Source organism: Brevibacillus sp. NRS-1366, from assembly GCF_050467985.1.
In genome coordinates this window covers 539,480-562,821 of the sequence record NZ_JBITPN010000017.1, presented here as the reverse complement: position 1 = coordinate 562,821, position 23,342 = coordinate 539,480, and the positions used below count along the sequence as shown (strand labels likewise).

At 43.8% G+C, this 23,342-nt stretch carries 20 protein-coding genes and 2 pseudogenes; 5 read left to right on the top strand and 17 right to left on the bottom strand.

Going from position 1 to position 23,342, the window contains the following annotated elements; genetic code table 11:
- Window positions 1-2,499 (bottom strand): CotS family spore coat protein (locus ACIFQN_RS11735; RefSeq protein WP_429833200.1); only part of this gene is annotated, 2,499 nt, incomplete at its 3' end.
- Between the two features lie 600 nt (window positions 2,500-3,099).
- Between ACIFQN_RS11735 and ACIFQN_RS11730 the strand changes: the two genes are divergently transcribed.
- Both ACIFQN_RS11730 and rpmJ read left to right on the top strand, forming a co-directional pair.
- Window positions 3,100-4,353, top strand: a complete 1,254-nt coding sequence (locus tag ACIFQN_RS11730) for an MDR family MFS transporter (RefSeq protein ID WP_429833199.1) — start codon at window positions 3,100-3,102, stop codon at window positions 4,351-4,353.
- A 160-nt stretch (window positions 4,354-4,513) separates the two neighbouring features.
- Entirely contained in the window at window positions 4,514-4,627 is a 114-nt protein-coding gene (gene rpmJ / locus ACIFQN_RS11725; RefSeq protein WP_429833198.1) for a 50S ribosomal protein L36, read from the top strand.
- A gap of 118 nt (window positions 4,628-4,745) precedes the next feature.
- On the opposite strand, the gene ACIFQN_RS11720 is transcribed toward rpmJ, so the two are convergent.
- The 4 genes from ACIFQN_RS11720 to ACIFQN_RS11705 all read right to left on the bottom strand — a co-directional run bounded on the left by ACIFQN_RS11720 (window position 4,746) and on the right by ACIFQN_RS11705 (window position 8,561).
- Window positions 4,746-4,901 carry a hypothetical protein gene (locus ACIFQN_RS11720; protein WP_429833197.1) on the bottom strand — a complete coding sequence of 52 codons (156 nt, stop codon included), beginning with the start codon at window positions 4,899-4,901 and terminating at the stop codon, window positions 4,746-4,748.
- A 135-nt stretch (window positions 4,902-5,036) separates the two neighbouring features.
- Window positions 5,037-6,515: an Lsa family ABC-F type ribosomal protection protein gene (locus ACIFQN_RS11715; protein WP_429833196.1), complete on the bottom strand. Its 1,479-nt coding sequence runs from the start codon at window positions 6,513-6,515 to the stop codon at window positions 5,037-5,039.
- A gap of 382 nt (window positions 6,516-6,897) precedes the next feature.
- Window positions 6,898-7,551, bottom strand: a complete 654-nt coding sequence (locus tag ACIFQN_RS11710; protein ID WP_429833195.1) for a pentapeptide repeat-containing protein — start codon at window positions 7,549-7,551, stop codon at window positions 6,898-6,900.
- 122 nt (window positions 7,552-7,673) lie between these two features.
- Window positions 7,674-8,561, bottom strand: coding sequence for a LysR family transcriptional regulator (locus ACIFQN_RS11705; protein WP_429833194.1), 888 nt, complete (start codon window positions 8,559-8,561; stop codon window positions 7,674-7,676).
- A 112-nt stretch (window positions 8,562-8,673) separates the two neighbouring features.
- Between ACIFQN_RS11705 and ACIFQN_RS11700 the strand changes: the two genes are divergently transcribed.
- Window positions 8,674-10,059: an MFS transporter gene (locus ACIFQN_RS11700; protein ID WP_429833193.1), complete on the top strand. Its 1,386-nt coding sequence runs from the start codon at window positions 8,674-8,676 to the stop codon at window positions 10,057-10,059.
- Window positions 10,060-10,240: 181 nt separating this feature from the next.
- Here ACIFQN_RS11700 and ACIFQN_RS11695 read toward each other — a convergent pair whose 3' ends face one another.
- Together ACIFQN_RS11695 and ACIFQN_RS11690 are read right to left on the bottom strand one after the other, a co-directional pair.
- Window positions 10,241-10,852: a HutD/Ves family protein gene (locus ACIFQN_RS11695; protein ID WP_429833192.1), complete on the bottom strand. Its 612-nt coding sequence runs from the start codon at window positions 10,850-10,852 to the stop codon at window positions 10,241-10,243.
- A gap of 80 nt (window positions 10,853-10,932) precedes the next feature.
- On the bottom strand, window positions 10,933-11,442 hold the full coding sequence (locus tag ACIFQN_RS11690; protein ID WP_429833191.1) for a GNAT family N-acetyltransferase: 510 nt from the start codon (window positions 11,440-11,442) through the stop codon (window positions 10,933-10,935).
- Between the two features lie 362 nt (window positions 11,443-11,804).
- Here ACIFQN_RS11690 and ACIFQN_RS11685 point away from each other — a divergent pair, with 362 nt between their 5' ends.
- Together ACIFQN_RS11685 and ACIFQN_RS11680 are read left to right on the top strand one after the other, a co-directional pair.
- On the top strand, window positions 11,805-12,077 hold the full coding sequence (locus tag ACIFQN_RS11685) for an HU family DNA-binding protein (protein ID WP_429833190.1): 273 nt from the start codon (window positions 11,805-11,807) through the stop codon (window positions 12,075-12,077).
- A gap of 276 nt (window positions 12,078-12,353) precedes the next feature.
- Window positions 12,354-13,790 (top strand): PLP-dependent aminotransferase family protein, encoded by a 1,437-nt coding sequence (locus tag ACIFQN_RS11680; RefSeq protein ID WP_429833189.1) that lies wholly within the window; start codon window positions 12,354-12,356, stop codon window positions 13,788-13,790.
- Between the two features lie 91 nt (window positions 13,791-13,881).
- Here the strand turns inward: ACIFQN_RS11680 and ACIFQN_RS11675 are convergent.
- The 10 genes and pseudogenes from ACIFQN_RS11675 to fdhD form a co-directional block, all read right to left on the bottom strand.
- Window positions 13,882-15,306 (bottom strand): annotated as a pseudogene (locus ACIFQN_RS11675) (NAD-dependent malic enzyme).
- Window positions 15,307-15,374: 68 nt separating this feature from the next.
- Window positions 15,375-15,949 (bottom strand): annotated as a pseudogene (locus ACIFQN_RS11670) (SCO family protein).
- Complete coding sequence (locus ACIFQN_RS11665; RefSeq protein ID WP_429833188.1) at window positions 15,946-16,179, bottom strand: c-type cytochrome; 234 nt, start codon at window positions 16,177-16,179, stop codon at window positions 15,946-15,948. Before ACIFQN_RS11665 ends, ACIFQN_RS11670 begins: the two are co-directional and overlap by 4 nt.
- A gap of 154 nt (window positions 16,180-16,333) precedes the next feature.
- Entirely contained in the window at window positions 16,334-16,669 is a 336-nt protein-coding gene (gene cyoD / locus ACIFQN_RS11660; protein WP_429833187.1) for a cytochrome o ubiquinol oxidase subunit IV, read from the bottom strand.
- Complete coding sequence (gene cyoC, locus ACIFQN_RS11655; RefSeq protein WP_429833186.1) at window positions 16,670-17,296, bottom strand: cytochrome o ubiquinol oxidase subunit III; 627 nt, start codon at window positions 17,294-17,296, stop codon at window positions 16,670-16,672.
- Complete coding sequence (locus tag ACIFQN_RS11650) at window positions 17,296-19,269, bottom strand: cbb3-type cytochrome c oxidase subunit I (protein ID WP_429833185.1); 1,974 nt, start codon at window positions 19,267-19,269, stop codon at window positions 17,296-17,298. Before ACIFQN_RS11650 ends, cyoC begins: the two co-directional genes overlap by 1 nt.
- A 36-nt stretch (window positions 19,270-19,305) precedes the next feature.
- The gene (gene cyoA / locus ACIFQN_RS11645; protein ID WP_429833184.1) at window positions 19,306-20,211 is read right to left on the bottom strand and encodes a ubiquinol oxidase subunit II; all 906 of its coding nucleotides are present in this window, start codon (window positions 20,209-20,211) and stop codon (window positions 19,306-19,308) included.
- Window positions 20,212-20,420: 209 nt separating this feature from the next.
- A complete protein-coding gene (locus ACIFQN_RS11640) occupies window positions 20,421-20,672 on the bottom strand; it encodes a hypothetical protein (RefSeq protein ID WP_429833183.1) in 252 nt (83 codons plus the stop codon).
- A gap of 116 nt (window positions 20,673-20,788) precedes the next feature.
- A complete protein-coding gene (locus ACIFQN_RS11635; protein WP_429833182.1) occupies window positions 20,789-22,276 on the bottom strand; it encodes an aminotransferase class I/II-fold pyridoxal phosphate-dependent enzyme in 1,488 nt (495 codons plus the stop codon).
- Window positions 22,277-22,523: 247 nt separating this feature from the next.
- Window positions 22,524-23,327, bottom strand: a complete 804-nt coding sequence (fdhD, locus tag ACIFQN_RS11630; protein WP_429833181.1) for a formate dehydrogenase accessory sulfurtransferase FdhD — start codon at window positions 23,325-23,327, stop codon at window positions 22,524-22,526.
- Window positions 23,328-23,342: the final 15 nt, after the last annotated feature.

Here is a 23,342-nt window from a genome sequence, read left to right as displayed (position 1 = left end):
GGATTTTTCTTCAGCAGGAGCAGGGTTTGATTTTGCTGTAACGGGCTTCTCTTCTACGGCAGCTGTCTTAGATTTTACTTTGATGGATTTTTCTTCAGCAGGAGCAGGGTTTTGTGTAGCTATTACGGGCTTCTCTTCTAGGGGTACAGACTTGGATCGAGCTTTAATCTGTTTCTCTTCTACAGATTCTGGCTTTGAACTAGTTTGGGAAGATGCTTTTTTTGGTGCGTTCGTTTTTATTTGAACGGTAAAGGACTTTTCTTTTCCCTTTGCTTGTGTTTTTTGAACCATAGTAAATTTTTCTACTACATCTGATGGTACTTGCTCCACGATACCAGGTTCAAACAAAACCGAAGTTGCCTCCTCAATTACTTCGACAGGCATTTCTTCCAAGGCAAATGAGTGCAACAGAACCACGGGGTCCTCCTCCACCACATCAGCAGGTATTTCTTCCAATACAACCGGATCAAACACAACATTCGCTGTGTCCTCCAACAGCTCTGCAGGCACTTCTTCTAAGATAACGGGTTCAAACGGAACTGCGGCTGTCTCTTCAACCACATCAGCAGGTATTTCTTCCAATACAACCGGATCAAACACAACATTCGTTGTGTCCTCCAACAGCTCTCCAGGTATTTCTTCCAATACAACCGGATCAAACACAACATTCGCTGTGTCCTCCAACAGCTCTGCAGGCACTTCTTCTAAGATAACGGGTTCAAACGGAACTGCGGCTGTCTCTTCAACCACATCAGCAGGTACTTCTTCCAATACAACCGGATCAAACACAACATTCGCTGTGTCCTCCAACAGCTCTGTAGGCACTTCTTCAAAGATAACGGGGTCAAACGGAACTGCGGCTGTCTCCTCAACCACATCTGCAGGCACTTCTTCCAGGACAACGGGGTCAAACAGGACAGCTCCTGTCTCCTCTACCACATCTGCAGGCACTTCTTCCAGGACAACGGGGTCAAACAGGACAGCTCCTGTCTCCGCAACCACATCTGCAGGCACTTCTTCCAATACAACGGGGTCAAAGAGAACTGCGGCTGTCTCCGCAACCACATCTGCAGGCACTTCTTCCAAGACAACGGGGTCAGACAGGACAGCTCCTGTCTCCTCTACTACATCTGCAGGCACTTCTTCCAAAACAACGGGGTCAAAGAGAACTGCGGCTGTCCCTTCAACCACATCTGCAGGCACTTCTTCCAGGACAACGGGGTCAAACAGGACAGCTCCTGTCTCCTCTACCACATCTGCAGGTACTTCTTCCAAGATTGCAGATGTTTTTTGTTCCTGTGCTTGAAGAAGCCAGCTTGTTTGTTCCTCCTTGCTTTCTGAAGCAACACGCTGTATCTGGCGTGCCGCGAGTACCTGCTCATAATTTCCTGACATATATTTCGATTTGTCCTGATTCATCTCAGCGAGTGCTTGCCACTTGGTTTGATCAGTTGCAACAACACGCTGCAAAATGGATCCTGCTTCCGTATTTAAAAAGATGATGGGATCGAAAAACATCTCTTTCAAGTGCTTGTAAAACTCGTTAGGCATGGACATATCGATGAGAAGAATTTCAAATGATTCCAGATCAAGCGGGTTGGCCTGATGGTAAGCATCAATCATTCCTCTCATCCAGCTCACATCCCAAACACCCATATCATCCATGGTGCTTGTTATCAATTTGCGTAAATCTCGAAATGGTAAGTCGTATGCCACCCCGTCAAGGTCAATCACCCACAGACCTCCTGGTCCATTCTGACCATTTGACCAGCCGTAGTCCTGGTGCACAAGTCCCCAGTGCGGCTCCCCCAGCGCAACCATTTTGGAATAAGCCGATTCTTGGAGTCTTTTCAGTGCATTTAAAGCTTGCTGTTCGTATTGATCAACAACAGCCAGAATAGCTTCGCTTGCGATCGTGTCTCTGTAAGAAGACGCCATATCTCGCATCCAGCCAATTTTCTTCGCAATTTTTTGATAGTAATTGGGCCACCGAAATAAGCGAGATGAATTTTTTGCACCAAAGGGCGGAATATAACCTTTTGAATGACGGTGAAACTCACCCAGCCCATAGCACAATTCCTGGGCACCAGCCAAATCAACTTTCGTGGCTGGTTGCAAACTGATCCAGTCCGTGACAATCCACAGCTTTCCACCCATTTCAACGAATAACTTTCCATCTCTCGCCGGGATCAGCTTTGGGACTCTAGCGCCTTGTTTAACGACATACTCTTGAAATCCCACGCTATAAAGGCTTCGTTCGGGACTTCTGTGCAACAATTTCAAGCTGCGGGGACCTTTGTCAGTGTCAATACGCCATATAGCTCCACCCTTGTCAGGTTTGGAGGTAATCAATGTGCGATTGCTCACAGACATGTCGTATTGCCTCATTACTTGTTCCGCAATTTCATCTACTTCCGGAGGCACGTGCATATCCCAGTCGACAGGAGCCGTTTCAGAACTTCTCGAGACGTCCCACGGCTGAATCAGGTACTGTTCCATTCCTTTCCCCCTGTACTCGATTTGCTAATGAATTACTAATCTTATACAAGTATTCACGGTGGGAAGAACATGATACGGACAAACATCTTTAGGGGTTGCACGTCCATTACCGGATGGCTTAGAAAGATGCTGAAAACTAGAGAACAAGCTTGAAAATTGTGATACGTACCATACTCTGTGTTATATGAGTTTATCTTCGTCAAACCGAAGCTTTTTGGTCCTGCTCCTTCCCGACATGGATTTCGAATCATACCCTACCTCATAATCAGATTGCAGTCCAAACTCTTTGAATAACCGAGATCACTGTGGCTCGAGTTATACTGACTTGGAATTAGATTATACGATCGTTTCACACCAAAAAAGACGCTTCCCGTAGGAGCATCTTTACCATTTTAGAACAAATGTTCGATTGTTGGAGCAGTTAAACTAAAGGGGTGTATTTTTGACCTTCATATTATTAGTATAATCCACGCATCATTATAAGTCTATATTTTGTCAGGAGAATGTTCTATTGTTTATTTACCTGGCCGGAAAGCATTTCACCATGTAACTGTTTTTAAACGTTACATGTGTTGTTGTGTCAAAAAGAGGAGGATCTGGATGCAAATACGGTTATGGAATAACAATTTGAAAGTCCGGTTAATCGGGGAAGCACTGTTTAACATGCTTTTTTGGATGTACTTTCCGTTTATAACCGTATACTTTGGTGCTGCATTAGGCAATCATATGGCAGGCATTTTGATGACAGTACCCCCAATATTCAGCCTGATAGGCAGCCTACTCGGAGGTGCTTTAGCGGACCGGTTAGGACGGCGTCCCGTAATGCTACTGGGTGCTTCGCTACAGACCATGATGTTTGCCTTGTTTGCGGTGTCACCTTCCCATTGGGTTGATTATATTGCATTTATGGGTCTTGGGCTGGGTGGTGCCATTTATAGACCAGCAAGCACCGCCATGGTTGCTGACCTTGTTTCCCCACAAAGCCGTCGGCAGATATTCGCAACATTTACGACCGCTAATAACATTGGTGCTGTGCTTGGGCCAGCACTCGGAGCCATTTTCTTCTTCCATTACCGGCAAGAGCTATTGTGGACCTGTGCATTAGTCTTGTTGCTCTATTTTATCGCTATTTATTTTAAGGTGCATGAAACATTGCCACATTCGGCAAAAAGCCCGAAAGGCTCGACTTCGATAACCCAAGTTTTCAAGGAACAATGGAAGGGATATGGCATTATTTTTCGCGATAAGGTGTTCCTTGTTTATACGTTGGCAGGCATCTTTGCCCTGGTACCCATTATGCAACTGGACCTTTACTTGCCGGTTTACGTGATCAATAATGTCCCTGCCCAAGCTCTATTTACATGGAATGGTGAATCCCTCATGCTGTCCAGTACAGAGATATATGGATGGATACTGGGGTTTAACGGTCTATTGTTTGTCCTGTTTATCCTTCCTGTTACAAAATGGTTCTACGATTGGAAAGAGCGAAATGTATTCATTCTTTCATCACTGTTATCCGGTATAGGCACATTCTCTCTGGGACTGAACAGTAATATTTGGTTCTTGTTTGTGATTACCATCATCTTCACTTTTGGTGAGATTGTACGTTCTCCAGTGACACAGAGCTTTATTAGCCGCTATGCCCCGGAGCATGCAAGAGGACAGTACATGGGAGCTGACAGCTTACAGGCAACGATAGGTAAATTTTTGGCGCCGGTAACGGTTTTCTTGTCGAGTTGGGTACCCCCAATGGGAATATTCAGTATCATTTTGTTGTTTGCCTTCATCAGTATCGCGTTCTACATTAAGTTATTTCGCATGTACGTGGAGAAGCCAGAGAAGTCGGGGCTGTAAATCGGCAGGATTGCTAGTAAACTCATTTCCAGTGATTATCAATTGATTATCATTATCATTTTATATATCATGATATATATTGTTTGATATATTTTTTCTATACGCTGTTGTTTCTTGCTTAGCCTATAAGAGAGAAGCTACTGGTAAGGAGGTATTTGTAATGAAAGTTAGCCCATCTGTAAAACATATATGTGAAAAATGCAAAACAATTAGAAGAAAAAGAACGGTCATGGTGATCTGTGAGAATTTGAAACACAAGCAAAGACAAGGTTAATTGAGCCTGTATGGAACACTGTAGCCAAACCTATAGTGTTCTTTTTTTACTGGTCAAGCAATGTTATTATTTTTTTGCCGTAAGCATTTGCATGACCGAAGCGTACACGTTAAAATTCCTATCCAGCATATATATCATTATCTTCAGCCCCATACACTTCTTCTATATCGTCTTGGTCTACGATATCCTCTTGTTCTTCTATCCTTTTTGCTGCTCCTTCGTTATCTTCTGTTTGTTCAAGATATTCTTTGCCTATTCTGGACTGTTTGTTCATATGGTCTCCCTTCGATCACGTTATCTTTATTATTTCCTCTGACCGAATCTTATTACACATAATGAGAATGCCAACGAAAAAAGAGCCGCGCATTTGCTGCTTTGGCTCTTTTTTTCTTCGTGCTGTAGATCGAGATTATAGCTCAATGACTTTTGTAGCGATATTTTTGCAAAACTCACTGTCGTGCTCCACAAAAAGAATGGTTGGGGAGAATTCAAGTAGCAACTCTTCCAGTTGCATACGAGAAATCACATCAATAAAATTAAGCGGTTCATCCCAAATATGCAAATGGACTTTCTCACAAAGACTTTTGGCAATCAGCACTTTCTTCTTTTGACCGCCGCTATAGGCCGAGATATCCTTTTCAAATTGAACCCTTGAAAAATCAAGTTTTCTTAAAATAGATTTAAAAAGGCTCTCATCAATCCCATTATTTCTAGCGTAATTTGTTAAATTACCCTTTAAATGGGAAGTATCCTGTGAAACATAAGATATTTTAAGCTGACTTCCCTTACTGAAAGTCCCCGTATAGTTTAGTTTCTCCCCGCAAATCAGTTTGATAATACTTGATTTTCCGGAGCCGTTTTTACCTGAAAGGGCAATTCGCTCCCCTTGCTCAATCGTAAAACTTATTTCCGTACAAACCATCTTCTCACCGTATAAAATCGAAACCTTTTCAAGTTCAGCAAGTTGGTTTTTATGATACGCAAGCTGGGAAATCTTCAAGCTATCCTGGCTTTCTATATTTTTAAGGAGCTTGCCTCTTTCATCAATTGCAGCTTGCTGTCTTTGCTCAATGGATTTGGAGCGTTTCATCATTTTAGCGGCCTTGTGACCAATATACCCTTTATCAACCTTGGAACCTGAATTTCTTGTACCATTTTTTGTTTTCTCCACCTCGTGAGACCAGTTGCTCGTTCGTTTAGCGGACTCCGACAAGCGCTTCATGTCTTTTTTCAGTTTTTCGTTTTCTGCAAGCTCAAAGTGATCTTGTCTCTTTTTATTCTCCCACCAATCGGAGAAATTCCCTTTTTGAATTTCGATGTTAGTCTTATTGATTGCAAGGATGTGGTCTACGCAGTTATCCAGAAATGATCTGTCATGCGACACCAGAATAAAACCGCTTTTGGTATTAAGGTAATCACTGACGAGTTTTCTGGCATGCATGTCGAGATGATTGGTCGGTTCATCAATTAACAGAAAGCTATTTTCCTTGAGAAACAATCCAGCCAATAGCACTTTCGTTTGTTCCCCGTTGGACAAGGAAGCAAAGGGCCGATAGAGAACATCCTCAGAAACCTCTAGCAATGAAAGTTCACGCATTAATTCCCAGTGAAGATAGTCTGGAATCATGTCGTTGATTATATCCAGGGTATTCTTTTCCTTGTCTTCAACAGCGTAAGGAAAATATTCAAAACCGACATGAGCAGAGATATTTCCGCTGTATTCATATTTACCCAATAGCAAGCCCAGAAATGTTGTCTTGCCTCTACCGTTTCTTCCCGTAAAGCCCAATTTCCAATCCGTATCGATTTGGAAGCTTACATTTTCAAATATGTTATCGAAGCTGCCTTCATAAGCAAACGTCAGGTTTGTAACATTTATTAATGACATGGACATATCCTCCTGTAAAAAAATAGAAAAGCTGCAAGAAAGTTACATTCTTGCAGCTCAAATAAATACAGCAAATCCACCCCATAACAGAGTCAGATTTGGATATATCGTCTGAGTGAAAAGAATTAGTAACTTTCTTGCGTAGTAATAATAAAACAGTCGAAGCCTATCGCTTTTGTTGTTTTATTTTCGCAGCAAGAAAAATTACATTATCCTTTTCAACTCCAGTCATTAAGTTACGTGTATATTACCATACCCTTACTTTTATTTCAACAAATAAACTGTGGATTCATCGGTTTCCCCTCTCATACTAGCCAGCCCATTCGTTATGCAAAAGCTGTCGTAAAGCTGCCAGGAGGCTAATTATGGATTATTTTGTAGATCATTCGTTAACAATAAGTCCAAACAGTTTTGCAAATAGGAAGGCTTGTTCACGAGAAATAATACAACCTTTCAAATCCTCCACTGTCACGCCTAATCCATCAAACTCACAATCACTTAAATCAATTCCGTCTAGCTTCGTACCAGACAATTGAGCTTGATCTATATTGGATTGGTATATTTCAACTTTTTGCAATTTAGAGCTGCTAAAATCTGTTTTGCATAATGAACTATTTTGAATGATAACTTGTTTTGAGTTCGAAAATCTGAATGTTGCATAATCACCTAAACAACTATCAAATAGGACATTTCTTAGGGTTACACCAGTAAAATTTACACCAATCATTTTGCATTCCTCGAACTTTGTTCTATGGATAATAGCATCACGAAAATCCACGTTAGAAAGATCGCATTTTTCAAATATGACATCTGTAATTTCTACTCCGGTTAATGTTGTTTCTGTAAATGTTACATTTTTAAAGATGATTTTTTCAAAAGTAACTTTATTTGCCTCTAGATTTTCAATCACACAGTCTTGCATCATTCCCATTTCTAATAAATCATTGGACTGTATTTCAATTTGTTGGAAGACAGAGAGGTCACTTGGGAATATTTTAGGTTGTTCGATTTTCATAGCTTTTTTCTCTTTATTCATGTGTGCATCCCCTTTGTGTTGCTGCTACAATTTTTCAGCTCTAACATATAGGCCAGTGATTTCTCGTCAGTTACGCCAGTTTTGTTCCGGCCAAAAGCGTCATCATTAATGGTTCAGCATTATTAAATGGTCTGTTTGGAAATCTCCCCAAAATATTCTACAACCACCTCACGAAATTCCAGAGCAGCCCGCGAAATGTACCGACTCCTGTGCCATAATAAAGCTATCTCCCGTACCAATTCGTGATTCTCTACTTGGAGATATTTGATATGTTCCCGCGAATCCCTTGCTGTGCTTGGTATAAAGGCTATACCAATTTCGGCTTCCACAAGAGTGATTAGCCTTGCGGGTTCATCCCCCTCATACACATATTTAGGTACAAATCCAACCGCTTTGCATACAGAGTCCACTAAATCACGTGTACCGTAGCCCCTCTTTACACCAACAAACCATTCGTCCCTTAGTTCTGTCAAGGATACGCTACTTCGGTCTGCCAGTCGATGCCCGTTTGGAACAGCTACAAGGATTGGGTCGATGAACACGATTTGACATTCAATGTCATCCCCTACTATCGGAGGTGAGGACAAGCAGAAATCGACCTCTCCTCTGTGAAGTAGCGTAACCATTTCTTGCGTAGTCAGCATTTTCACATGAAATTGGATATAGGGCCGCTTTTTCCGAAACTCTCGAAGGATATTTGGTAACGTGCTTGCGGTGGTCACCGCCAATTCGAGTGTGCCATATTCCGGGCTGGATAAATCGCTGAGCTCCTGCTTGCCCTGTTCTAATTCAAACAAAGCCCTTTCTGCACGGTGAAGGAATCTGCTTCCGAACTCATTCAATCGCAGCTTCCTCCCTATTCGATCAAATAGGGGGACCCCCAGATCCTGCTCCAATCGTTGAATCGTTTTGCTTAGTGACGATTGTGTCACGTGCAGACTTCTTGCAGCTTCGGTCACATGTTCCAATCGAGCTACCGCGAGAAAATATTGCAGTTGAAGAAGTTCCATTTCGTACCTCCACTCATTCCCTCAAGTCAATGAAATCATAGCATAAAATGCGTTGGAGTAAATATCTGATTTCAAGTACGATGACATCAACAGACTTTTAGGGGGAACAAAAATGAATAGTCGCAGCAGGTGGTTGATGATTTCCGTTGGACTGGGGGTGCTGTTGAACCCATTAAATTCTTCGATGATTTCTATTGCTATTCCAAGGCTTCAACATGTGTACGGCCTTGACTTTACAGTTGTTTCCTGGATTATTTTCTCTTTTTACATTGCAAGTGCTATCGCTCAACCTGTCATGGGCAAGGCTAGTGATTTATTCGGCCGTAGGAAGATATTTCTTGCCGGACTTATTGTATCCTTTGTTTCTTCTTTACTAGCTCCATTATCACCAAATTTTGGATGGCTTATCGTGTCCCGCATTGTGCAATCGATCGGAACAAGTATGATGGTTGCGGTTGGAATGGCTATTGTACGAATTCATATTAAGGAGAGACAAGCGACTGCACTGTCCGTTTTGTCCATATTTTTGTCCGGAGCGGCAGCCATTGGCCCCTTTATTGGCGGGGTTTTAATTCACTGGTGGGATTGGCCTGCTATCTTTGCCGTCAATATCCCATTCGTGGTGGCGAGCTTTCTATTCGCTTGGAGGATGATACCTAAGGACGAAGCGGCAGCATCCGTGCTACATAGCATGTCCTTTCGTAAATGGTTGGATTTGATTGATGCGACAGGGATCGTACTATTTACAGTCGGTCTTGTTGCCCTGCTTGTTGGCCTGCTGTCGGCAAAATCATCTGGCCATGTCTCATTAGGGAATATCATGGTCGGGTTGATCGGCCTCGTGGCGCTGGGGGCTTTCGTACGACATGAGTTAAAAACGACGTCGCCCTTTATTCCTTTGCGCACATTCGCCAAATATCCTGCGATGACATGGGTCAATGTCCAATTCATGATCGTTAACGTACTTTTTTATGCTCTCTTTTTTGGACTTCCGTCTTACTTGCAAATGGTACGTCATGTCAGCGAGTTCCATACAGGGATTCTCATGCTAACCTTGGGCTTGTGCTCGCTTGTTGCTTCTCCAATAGCAGGCCGGTGGATCGATAAATCAGGACCCGGGCCCGCATTGCTGGTATCTGCAATACTGATGACATTTGGGTCCGTGTGGATCGTAACATTGGATCAATCTTCACCGGTTATCAGTGTTTGTTTGGCATTGGCTGCATTCGGCATTAGCAACGGGTTGAACAGTGTCGGGCTGCAAGCGGCCTTGTTCCAAAGTTCGCCAAAAGAAATAATCGGTGTCGCATCCGGAATATTTAATACTTCGAGATACCTGGGAACCATTCTCTCTTCACTGTTGATAGGCATCATAATGGGAGGTACGTTCAGCTTCGGTGGATTTCGACTGCTCGGGGTTTTTCTCACGGTCATTGCATTGCTATTGGTATTCATGAGTTGGGGGCACCGGGAGGCAAGACAATTGGAAGAGTCGTAGTTATAGCAGTTTCGAAATTGGAGGAGCTTTTACCTAGTTTGTATAAGTTTGCAGTACTTCAAGAAAGGGGAATTTGGAAAGTGGAGAGGATTGTTATTGACGATATATGGATCTAATGGCATAAACAAGGCTGCCGAATTTCAACCGGCAGCCGTGATCTTGTATTTTCCGTGTAGCCCTATTAATAAAACAGGGAAGCCCTTATAATCGTCGCTGCCTCGTCACTTTGGTTGGAGATCGCAATGGTCTTGGCCGCGCTGATCTTGCTCATGAGCAGCACATCCCCTGCGGATAACGCTATTGCTTGCTTGTCATCTATGCTGATGGCAATCGAACCGTCAATACAATAAAAAGCTTCATCTACATGAGGATGTGGCTGCTCTCGCTCACCTACTCTTTCATGCTGGATGCCTGGCTGCGCATGAATCGCTTTTAGCCTTCCGCTGCATCCTTTTGCGACCATTAAATTAAAGTCTCTTACCTTGCCCTTGCTTCTGGTTGTCCATCCACCACTAAAAGCATCCTGTTCAAACGGCTGCAAAGAAGCGCTGTGATGCCCCTCATGTTCAATGAACAGCTCTCCTTCCAGGATCATAAGCAATCTCCAAAAGCCGGGAAGAGGGGTAAAAGCGGATTCTTCCACTTCAACTAACGCTGAACTTAGCCGCCACGTAAAGTTACGCTGATTATAGTCTGCATCATCTGGGTAAATAGCCAGTTGGGTCGTCGAACCGCCGGACCAGCGATTTGTGACCTGCTCATCTTTTCTGCTGATTGTGATTAAATCCGTCATCTGCTCGTATCCCTTCACCTGTCATTCTACTGAGCCAGCTGGCCCTGCTCTTTTTTTACTGAATCAGAGAGGTGCCTCAATTAAGGCTTTCTTAACTTCAATTCCATAAATTTTGCGCCTTCAATTGGATTAAAGACATAGGGCTCAATTTCATAAAAACCGAATGAACGATATAAATCCTGTGCCTTTATCATCGCTGGGAGTGTATCTAGTCTCATATAATCGTAAGGTAGTTGTGAAGCTTTTTCAATAATCATCTCAATCAGACGTTTTCCAACCCGAAATCCTCTGTACGCATCACGAACATACAACCTTTTCATTTCACATATCCCTTCCGCAATTTTGCGAAGAGCAATACATCCCGCTGCTTGACCATCAATGAATGCTACGAGTAAAACACCATCCGGAGCTGCATATTTTCCTGGTAATGTATTGAATTCTGTTTCAAAGTCTTGAAAAGCAAGATCTAATTCGAGCGATTGCGTATATTCCAAAAAGAGTTGTTTTACTGTTTCTATCTCATGTATGTCTTGTCCCGTGATAGCCTTGAACTCCATTCTATTTCCCTTGTTATTCCCTATCGTTTTCATATTATTTTGAGCCTCCGAATCTATCTGAATGCTACCTTGCGAAAGTTCCATTTCCCCATTCAAATACTTGCAATTGTTCCTCTAACTGCTCAACTGCATAATAACATTTAATCACTTAGAAAAGACAGTGCTTATGCTTACTGTTCGGTATCTTACCTGCGTGTTATGCTCGTAAACCCGGTCCCGAATCCCGTTTATTTATTTTATTGACAGTTACAATATCCATTCTTTTCCCCCTGTAATTTTCTACGAAAAATTTATTATCCTTTTTAGAGGAAAACAGGCGTTCTCGTAGTACTCTTCCATTATCTTCTGAAAACCAGTATGATGTACCTTATCTTGATTGAAAGGATGTTAAGCCCATGAACAAAACGGAATTGATTACGAAAGTAGCGGAAGTAACCGAACTCACTAAAAAAGATTCGACCAAAGCAGTAGATGCTATTTTGGATACGATTGCTAGTGCTCTTCAAAATGGGGACAAGGTGTCGCTGATCGGATTCGGTAACTTTGAAGTACGGGAACGGGCAGCTCGCAAAGGTCGAAACCCTCAAACCGGTGAAGAAATTGAAATTGCTTCGGCTAAACTCCCTGCCTTTAAGCCAGGAAAAGAATTGAAAGATCGCGTGAAATAAACTGGTTCGCTTGCGTACAAGAATTACGCCCGCTTTGAGGGCGTTTTTTTTATTGGAGTAGAAAATGACAAAAGCTTCGTTTATGAATCGAGGACGTCAAGTGCCCTTTGGTATTACTGTAATTCGTTCGTGTAACCATCCAATTTTCTATTTTTTTGACCATCCATGTTCAACAGATTGGAATTGTTTTTTCCTAAGATCAGCTCACGTGAATGTTATGATGAAATTATTCCTTACCTTATAATCCTTTACTTCATTTTCAAGGTTGTGATTATCATGTGGAAGCTTGATCGCTCAAGCCATCAAACTCTGTATCATCAAATTGCCGACGAAATGGAACGCAGAATTTCTTATGGCGAGTTTCCTTCGGGAAGTTTGTTGCCATCCGAAAGAAAATTAGCAGAGTTACTGGGTGTAAATCGTAGCACTGTCATCCTTGCTTATGAGGAGCTCCGATCACTGGGTATCATCGAAAGCAGGACGGGAAGCGGTACACGCGTAAGCAAATACAAGTGGGGTGCTATACCAAAACACACCCCGAATTGGCACCATTATGTTGAGGGTGGACATTTCCTTCCTAACCTGCCTTTCTTGCGTCGCATCAGAGAAGCGCTTCAACAAGATCGCACTTTAATTGATTTCGCCAGTGGTGAATTGGCTCCAGAGCTTTCTCCGAATGAGGAAATAAGCTCTCTGATAAAGGAAAAAACCTTTTCCGAATACCTGGGATATGACAATCCTCAAGGTTTTAGCCCATTACGCGAACAACTCGTCTCTTATTTATCCCAATATCGAAACATCCAAACAACAGAATCATCGATTCTCATCACATCCGGATCCCAGCAATCGCTGTATTTAATCACACAATGTTTGCTTGCTCCCGGTGATGCAGTTGCCATTGAAGATCCGTCTTATATCTACTCTTTGCCTATGTTTCAATCGGCAGGACTCCGTTTATTCCGTTTGCCCGTCGATGAGAAAGGAATTCGACCGGAGGATATTCGCACGTTGTATCAGAAAAATCGGATCAAGATGATCTTTGTGAACCCGAATTTTCAGAACCCAACCGGTACCTTCCTCGATTCTGAACGCCGTATTCAGTTGCTGCAGGTTGCAAGCGAGTTGGGCCTTCCGATTGTAGAGGACGATCCTTTCAGCCTGACTTCCTACGATGGAATACCTCCTAATCCGCTCAAATCCTCTGATCAACTCGGCTCGGTCCTCTACATCGGTTCCTTTTCCAAAATAGCGGCTTCTGGATTACGTGTTGGCTGGATGGTTGCCCCTCATTCTGTGGTGGAAAGGCTGGCTGATGCGAGGCAACAGATGGATTTTGGGCTAAGTGTTGTTCCCCAGCAAATTGCAGCCCAGTTCTTGAAATCCTCCTATTTCGAGCCTCATTTAGAGCGTTTGCGAATGCAGTTGCTTTATAAAAGAGACCTTCTGATTGAAGCATTGCAAAAGGAACTGCCGGAAGAAGTCACTTTCATGATTCCGCAAGGGGGGTTGCACTTGTGGTGCAGGATTATTCCGAAGGTGAATGACCACAAGCTATTTGAAGAAGGAATACGAAGGGGAATCATTTATGCTCCTGGGAGTGTTTACGGATCAGACTCTGGATACGTTCGCTTTACTTTTGCAAGGACAAAAGCCGAGGACATAGCTCCAGGAATCTCCAAATTTGCAGAGGCTCTTCGCTCAATTCTGTCGTAAAAAGAAAACGTGCATCAGAAACGGACTGACACTAGTCTTCTCATGCACGTTCAAATTTAAAAGTTTGCCATCTTCACCTCCACCTCCACGCTTAGGCTTCAGAAGGGCTCAGGACTCGCCTAGCAACTCCACACTCCATGGCAGAAGTGATCACCGCTTGACTGACTCTATCTACCACGAGCTGATTAAAGACACTCGGAATAATGTATTGCTCATGCAGTTCTTCTTCTGTGATGACCGATGCAATCGCATAGGCAGCACTGACCTTCATCTCTTCTGTAATAGCGGGCGCCCTGCAATCCAGTACACCCCGAAACATACCAGGAAAGCATAGCACGTTATTTATCTGATTCGGATAATCGGAACGACCTGTAGCCATTACGCGTACATATGGCTCGGCCTCTTCTGGAGTAAATTCTGGATTTGGATTTGCCATGGCAAAAACGATCGGGTCAGTTCCCATTTGTTTCAAATCGGCCACCTTCAAGACCCCCGGCCGAGATAGACCGATAAAAACGTCTGCACCTTTGATCACTTCTGAGAGGCTGCCTTCAAGCTTATGTGGATTCGTATGTTCCGCATACCGGTTCCATTCCTCGTGCTCATAAACGGTTCCTCGAACGAGCGCGCCATTCTTGTCCACTCCGATCAGATCAGTCACCCCGGATGCCAACAGGATTTTGGAGCAGGCAATTCCTGCTGCCCTTATTCCACACACGACAATTCTGCATTCGCTCAATGTTTTACCGACTACTTTTAACGCATTGATCAAAGCAGCCAAAATCACAACTGCGGTACCATGCTGATCATCGTGGAAGACGGGGATGTCCAATTCTTTGCTTAATCGCTCTTCTATCTCGAAGCATCGCGGAGATGAAATATCCTCCAGATTAATCCCTCCGAATGACGGGGCAATGGCTTTCACGATTTGTACAATTTCATCGGTGTCTTGTGTATTCAAGCAAATCGGAAAAGCATCTACATCAGCCATCTGTTTGAATAACACCGCCTTTCCTTCCATCACAGGCATTGCTGCTTCCGGTCCAATATTTCCAAGCCCAAGAACTGCCGAACCATCAGAGACTACCGCAACTGTATTACGCTTGATCGTAAGTGTGTGCGCCCGAGCCGGATCATCATGAATGGCCATACAAATACGTGCTTCTCCAGGGTATACACACGGGATAGGTCATCTCTGTTTTTAATAGGTACTTTCGGTTGAGTTTCGATCTTACCACCCAGATGGAGAAGAAATGTCTGGTCCGAAACGTTTATGACTTTAACCCCAGGCAATGTTTCTACATGGGAAATGATGCCGTCCATGTCGCGTTGATCACGTAGATTGATCGTAATGTCATTTACTGTCTTTGTTTTACTCACTCGATTGACATCAATTGCTGCTATGTCTGCACCAAAAATCACTCAATGAAGAAGTGATTGAACTGATGGTAACGAACTCGTGATTGTACTCCAATCTCAAAATGATGGTTGTGCTTATTCCAGATGTCTTAGTCATACGTTCTTTCCTCCTGCTTCCTTAAGTTGCTTGATTCAATCAGTCTCCCTCTCCAACACCCCAGATGCCTATTTTTGCAGCAATTTGATATCGTTGATCATTTCATCATAGGGAGTATCCGTCATCCCATCGTATTTTGCGATGACGGTGCCGGTTTGGTCGACCAAATAAAACGAAGTGCCATGTATCACCTGGTCGGTAGCGGAATCCTTGACGATCGTTGATTTGAACGATTTGAGGATAAATGTTTTGATTTCCTCAAACTCGTAGCCTGTCAGCGCATTCCAATTCGTAAAATCGGCATTGAACTTACTCAAATAGTTTTTTAATGCCTCGGGATCGTCTTTTTCCGGATCAACTGAAAAAGAAACCAGCTCTGCTTCCACGCCCGCACTTTTTAGTTTCTTTTGCAATTGCGCCATATTTGCTGTCATCGTAGGACAAACCGTTGTACAGTACGTAAAAACAAAGTCTGCAATCCATACCTTATCTTCAGGTCGGTTAATGAAACTGTCTTACCGTCTTGGTTGACGTATTCAAATGGTTGCACCTGTATATTGTAGGGGTTTGATTTGCCATTTCCGCATGCTGCTACCAAGATGGTCACAAGGCACAGTATGGAAAAAAATATCACTCTTTTCATGTAAACGACTCCGTCCCCTCTTTCTTTGTTGAGAGCCATTGCGCTAAAGCTTCCAAATCCTCTGGACTCAGTAACTTCTCAAATGACGGCATTCCCTTGGCCCCATCACGAATTTTTTCCATGATCTGCTCCTCTGTCAGCCTCGTGCCAACCTGCTGTAGGCTGGGACCCACCAAGCCACCTAGATCGGCGGCATGGCAGGATAAACACTGTTTCTTGTACAATGTCACAGCTTTCTGCTCTTCTGTTGATGGAGCCGTACGATTCTTCGATGAGTCCACCGAATCTGGGTTGCTACACGCGGATATGACAGTGATGCAAAAAAGGATCAATACTCCCCATCGCGAATCCACATACATGTAAGAACACAGCCTTTCTTACTGCTCATAGAGCAACCATGTTGTACATCATGATCCAGATCGAGCCAATCACAATCAGCAGCACAATAAAAATCCCGAGGATCAACGACATCAAGTTGTAACGAGGCTTATCCTCTTCACGAAGGTGCATGAAATAAACGAGCTGAATGATAAACTGCAGAACCGCTGTCACCAGAAAGACGATTGTACTTCCATTTCCCTCCAGCCAATTGTTAGTGAGTACGACGATTGGAATGATCGTGAGCACAAGAGAGAGTAAAAAGCCGATAACATACGATTTTAGTGAACCATGTGAGTTACCATGGTGCTTTGTCATACCATGTACGGATTGCTTTCCCATTTATTTCACCCCCATCAAATACACGATGGTAAAGACGAAAATCCACACGATATCGAGAAAATGCCAGAACAGGCTGACAATGTTAACTTTTCGCTTCGTCACAGGTGTAATCCCATGCTTCGCAAGTTGAAAGATCAGGACAACCATCCAGACCAGTCCAAATGAAACATGCAATCCATGAGTCCCTACCAACGTGTAAAAGGAAGATAGGAATGCACTCGTGCCAATCGCTGCGCCCTCATGCACCATGTGGAAGAATTCATTGACTTCCAACGTGATAAAAGCCGTTCCGAGTAAGACCGTGATCCCAAGCCAGCCAATCAGTGCGAGACGTCTCCCCTTTTGCATGGCAAGGAGGGCCAGTCCACTCGTAAAGCTGCTCGTAAGCAATATAAACGTACTCGCGTAAATGCCATTCATCTGGAATAATTCTTTTGCCGTCGGGCCACCGTTTGTGTTGTTCTGCAGAACGACATATGTCGCAAACAAGGTGGCAAATAAGATCACATCGGTCATCAGGTAAATCCAAAACGCAAATGTACGCATTTCCTCCTGATCCGGATGACCATGGTGCTCGGCATGGGCTCCATCCGTGTAGTCATGTCCGGGAACATTTATTTTAGCCATTAGTGGTTCACCTTCCTTATTGCTGCTTCTGTGCGTTCTATCTCTTCCACGGAAATATAGTAGTCAGTGTCGTAGTTACACGAATGAACAATCATACTAACCGCTACTCCAAGCAGACCTGGAATCACTAACCACAGCCAGTCAAACACAAATCCGAATCCTGCCAAAAACCAGAAAATGGACATAATGAACGGAATCCCGGAATTCTTCGGCATGTGAATCGGCTCTAGAATCGCCGCCGTCTCAACTATTTGTCCCGCATCCTTGCGCAGCTTTCTCTCCCACCAATCATCTTGGGCGGACACCTGCGGCAGTGTTGCAAAGTTATACAGTGGAGCAGGAGAAGGAATCGACCACTCCAACGTACGAGCGTTCCACGGATCACCTGTTGTATCTTTTTTCATGTGCTTGATGCTGTGTGCGATATCCCAAATTTGGATGATGAAGGCAATTCCCATGATCATCGCACCAATGGTAGAAACCAGATTCATTTCGAACCAGCCTTTGTCCCATCCGTACGTATACACCCGTCTGGTCATACCCATGAGGCCAAGTGCATATTGCGGCATGAAGCATAAGTAAAAACCGATGTTCCACAACCAAAACGCCCATCTGCCGATTCGCTCATTCAGCTTGAAGCCGAAAACTTTCGGCCACCAGTAATACAAGCCAGCAAAGAAACCGAAAACAACACCAGCGATGATGACTTGATGAAAATGGGCGATGAGAAAATAACTGTTGTGATACTGAAAGTCAGCCGGGGCGACTGATAGCAGCACGCCAGTCATTCCCCCAATGACAAAGTTCGGGATAATTCCAATCATCCACAGCATCGGTGTTTCGAACGTAATCTTTCCTCTAAACATCGTAAACAGCCAGTTAAACACTTTGACACCTGTCGGAATGGCGATTAGCATCGTCGTCAGGGCAAAGAAAGCATTGACGTCAGCACCTGATCCCATCGTAAAGAAGTGATGCGCCCACACGAGGAAAGAAAGCACGCTGATGATGATCATGGCAAACACCATTGATTTATAGCCGAACAGCTTTTTCTTGGAAAAGGTAGCGACGATTTCCGAAAAAATACCGAATGCCGGCAGCACGATAATATAAACCTCCGGGTGACCCCACATCCAGATCAGGTTGATGTACATCATCGGATTGCCGCCGCCATCCAGCGTAAAGAAATGCGTACCTACATATCGGTCCATAAACAGCAGCGCAAGTGTCACAGTCAAAATCGGAAACGCAAAGATAATCGCGATGCAGCTGGATAATACCGACCACGAGAACATCGGCATTTTCATCAGGGACATTCCTGGTGCCCGCATTTTCAAAATCGTCACAATGAAATTAATACCGGTCATTAAGCTACCAATTCCGGAAATCTGAATACCCCAGATGTAGAAATCCAATCCTGCTCCGGGATTAAAAGCTTTTCCCGAGTAGGGAGGATATGCTAGCCAGCCTGCATCCGGAGAACCTCCGATGACGAACGAAAGATTGAACAGCATGGCTCCAGCGAAAAAGAGCCAGAAGCTCAGTGCATTTAGAAATGGAAATGCCACATCTCGTGCACCGAGTTGCAACGGTACGATGACATTAAACAAACCGAACATCAGAGGCATCGCCATGAACAAAATCATAATGACGCCATGTGTCGTAAAAATTTGGTTGTAGTGTTCGGCTGGTAAGAACTGCATATCAGGCATGGCGAGCTGAGCCCGCATCAAAAGAGCGTCTACTCCTCCCCGAAATAGCATGAGGATCGAAGCGATAATGTACATGATCCCAATTTTTTTATGGTCGACACTTGTTATCCATTCGCTCCAAAGCCATCCCCATTTTTTGTAGTACGTCAACACGAATACAATCGCCATCATGGTGAGAACAATGCTGACATCCGCACCGTAAATTAATGGATCGCCTGTGACGAAAAATTCCGAGGCGAATTCTTTTATCTGATCCCACATCGCTTTCTCTCTCCTTCCATTTCCAAGCGAAATCCGTTATTTCTCGACCCGGACTTCCTTCATCTCTGTCGTAGATAAGCCGTGATTGTGCGAGGAAGCATACTTGGTAACCGTCATCTCAAACAAGCCTTCTGGAAAAGCTGAGAAAGATTGAACATCGGATGTCCCTTGTTCAGCCAGCTTTTTATAGCCATCCAGTGTTAACACCGGCGCTGAATCTTTTACTTCCTTCACCCACTGATCGAAAGAATCCTGAGATGTCGCTTTAGCCGTAAAATACATCCGGGCAAAATCTTTTCCCGTAAAGTTGGCTCCCGATCCCATGTATTCACCTTGTTCATCTGCCTGTAAATGCAGGACCATCGCCATTCCCGACATCGCATACATTTGACCGCCAAGTTGGGGAATCCAGAATGAATTCATCGGCGCGTCGGACGTAATCTCGAAGCGGACGGGCACATCCTCCGGGAATTGGACATAATTCACTGTGGCAATGCCTTGCTCTGGATATTGGAACAGCCATTTCCAATCTAGATTGGTCACCTGGATCGTAATCGGCTTCACATCTGATTCCAGGGGCTTTGACGGCTCAAGCGAATACGTGGACCGTACAGTAATGACCCCGATGGTAATAATGATAATGATGGGAATCCCCCACCAGATTGCTTCCAAAGTGGTGCTGTGCTCCCAATTTGGCGTGTATGCTGCCTTTCTTCCATTCCTGTCACGATACCGCCATACAATCACGGCAGTAAGAATCAATACAGGGACAATCACGATTAAGCATAAAAGCGTTGAGACAATCATTAAGTCCTTTTGTTGCGCACCAATGGGTCCTTTCGGATCGAGCACAATATATTTTTCTGTGCACCCGGTCGTTATGAACATCAGCAATATCATGTACAAAGATGCCATACAGCGTACTGCTTTGGACGTTCTCATGCTCTCATCTCCTATCACCTAACAGGGGTTCTGTTGTAAACAAGTCTTACTGTAAGGGTGATCTATACGTGTGTCACCAGCCATTGACAAACTGCGCGAGCCAGCCAAGTTCAAGAAATGGAAGCAAATATGACAAGGTTTTGCCACATAAAAAGCCCTTCAACTGAATGAAGAGCATGTTCCGACAGTTCATGTTCAACAGCTATCTTTCAAGCGCTTTTCCCTTCTCCTCTGCTCATTTCATTTTTTCTCGTCGGCTTCCGTTCTATCTTTTTAATGGCTAACACCGCAACAAACATAAATATACACAGAATCAAAGAATCGATCGCCATGGCGGCAAATTCAGGCAATAATATTTCATGGTCATTCATCATAACAGAAGTCATAACCATCCCGATGATAAAAGAAATAGCAATGATGTAGGCAATTATTGTTGTTTTCTTTGACACATTCGTATTCATATTTGTATACTCCCTTCTACTTTTGTTCCTACGAATAAAAAAGGCCACCAAAATGGAGTTGGCAACCTTTCGTTCAACGGCAATTTGTGTGGTTAGCTTTGGGTTATTTGGATTTCCTACTCCTCTTCTTTAATGACGCGAATGGTTTTCAGATCTGAATCTTCTGGGCCTTGAACAGGCAAGCCCGCCTCTATATTTCTCCTGGTATATGCCAAATTTTTTTCAGAGATCACCTCACCGGGAATGAATATGGGAATACCCGGAGGATAGATCATCACAAACTCTGCAATGATTCTGCCAACAGACTCCTCGAATGGAATCACTTCTGTTGGTGCGTAAAAAGCGTCACGTGGAGTTACAGCCAATATCGGAATTTCAGGCAACTGCATCACAGCATGATCTTGCAAGTCTTTTTGGTCTTTGAAAAGATCGGATAGTTCTTCCAAGGCGTACACGAGAATCTGCAAATCTTCTTTTCGATCACTAGGGGTAACGATGCAAAGGATGTTGTAGAGGTCTGACAGCTCCACCTCAATGTTGTATCGTTCTCGGAGCCATTTTTCTACATCGTACCCTGTGATTCCAAGTTCTTTTACTGATATAACGAGCTTTGTCGGATCCAAGGTATACGCGCCATTTGTTCCAATGATTTCGCGTCCTACACAGTACAGATGATCAATTCTATTGATTTGCGCTCGCGCTTCTTCTGCCAGGTTTATCGCATTATCCAAGAGTGCTTTTCCTGCGGTTGCCAAACGTTTTCTTGCTGCATCGATCGAAGCTAGCAACAGGTACGAGGTCGAAGTTGTCGTAAGCATCGTGGAAATAGCTTGAACCCGCTTCCAGGAAACAAGGTTTCCCCGTACATTCAAGATGGAGCTTTGTGTCATCGAGCCGCCTAGCTTGTGCATACTGCTCGCAGCCATATCTGCACCGGCTTGCATGGCAGATAGAGGCAGTCTGGGATGAAAATGAACATGGGAACCATGGGCTTCATCTACTAGGACCGGAATGCCCCGAGAATGGGCAATGGCAACGATTTTTTTCAGATCGCCGGCAATGCCAAAATACGTTGGGTTAATCACCAATACAGCTTTCACTTCTGGATGCTGTTCTAATGCTTGTTCTACAGCTTTCGGGGTTATCCCGTGGGAAATACCAAGAACAGGATCTATCTCCGGATGTAGAAAGATAGGGGTCGCCCCAGATAAAACAATCCCGCTCATGATGGACTTGTGCACATTGCGGGGGACAATGATTTTATCCCCTGGATTACACACGGACATAATCATCGTCATAATAGAGCCACTGGTGCCTTGAACTGAAAAAATGGTGTGATCGGCACCAAAAGCTTCCGCTGCCAAATCTTGTGCCTGCTTGATGATCCCTTTTGGCTGATGCAAATCATCGAGGGGTCCGATGTTTATCAAATCTATCGAAAGTGCATTTTTGCCAATGAACCAACGAAATTCGGGATCCATTCCTTTTCCCTTTTTATGACCTGGAATATGGAATTGAATTGGATTTTTTTTGGCGTGTTTCCTTAGTCCATTAAACAATGGAGTGTCTCCTTGAAAAGACAATGTCCCCACCTCACTATCCATCGAGTTTTGAAGCTTAGGAAATAAGGTGTCCTATCCTTTTTCCTCTAGCAAGCTGATTATAAAGGAAGAGATGACAAACATAATGATCCAATCATTTTGTAAATGACCCATCCAATTGGCTCAGGGCGAGGCCTTCTCGCGGTCACTAAAAAATGAACAAAAAAAAGGAGATCTTCTTTTTTGAGAAGTCTCCTTTTTCTTGCGTATTTGATCTGAAGGAAACAGAACGCGCGCTCCCAACCCTACATTATTTACACGACACTCCAATTCGTTCAGGCCGTGTATATACATTGAACGACTCATTTCGAATAAAACCAACCGTGGTAATTCCCAGTTCGTTCGCGAGACGAAGCGCTAATTCCGTAGGCGCTGATTTGGACAATACGATGTGGCATCCGATCTTCGCTACTTTCAGCAATACCTCTGAAGAAATCCGGCCACTAAAGACCATTATTTTATCGTCAACCGGGATCGAATGCATCAAGCAATAGCCGTATAATTTATCAAGCGCATTGTGCCTCCCGATATCCATTCTCGAAATAACGATCCCGTCCTTATCGCATAGGGCCGCATTATGGACTCCACCTGTATCTTTAAAGAGACTTGCAGATTGCTGCATCAGTTGCATGAATCGAAAACAATCCGAGGACGAGATCATAGGGCCTTCGTTATTCAACTTTTTCACGGTTCTGGCATCATTGTAAAAGTAAAAGCTTTGCCGACTTTTTCCACAGCAGGAAGTTATATATCTTTTGGAGTGAAACTTTTGGTTGTAAACGTTCACTTTCTTCGCTGTTACATGGGCATACCCAGTCGTTTCATCAATGAATAGATCTGTAATATCAGCAAAGGTCTCAATTACCCCTTCCGAAGCCAAAAAGCCTATAACCAGCTCTTCGATGTATTCAGGGCTGCAAACCATGGTCGCGAACTCTTCCTGGTTCAACATGATCGTAATTGGCGCTTCGGTAACGATTGAATCTTCCACTTGGTTCAAGCCGTCATTCTCGTAACGCAAGATATTCAATGGTACACTCACAGGCTGAAGCAAGAGACACACCTCCCT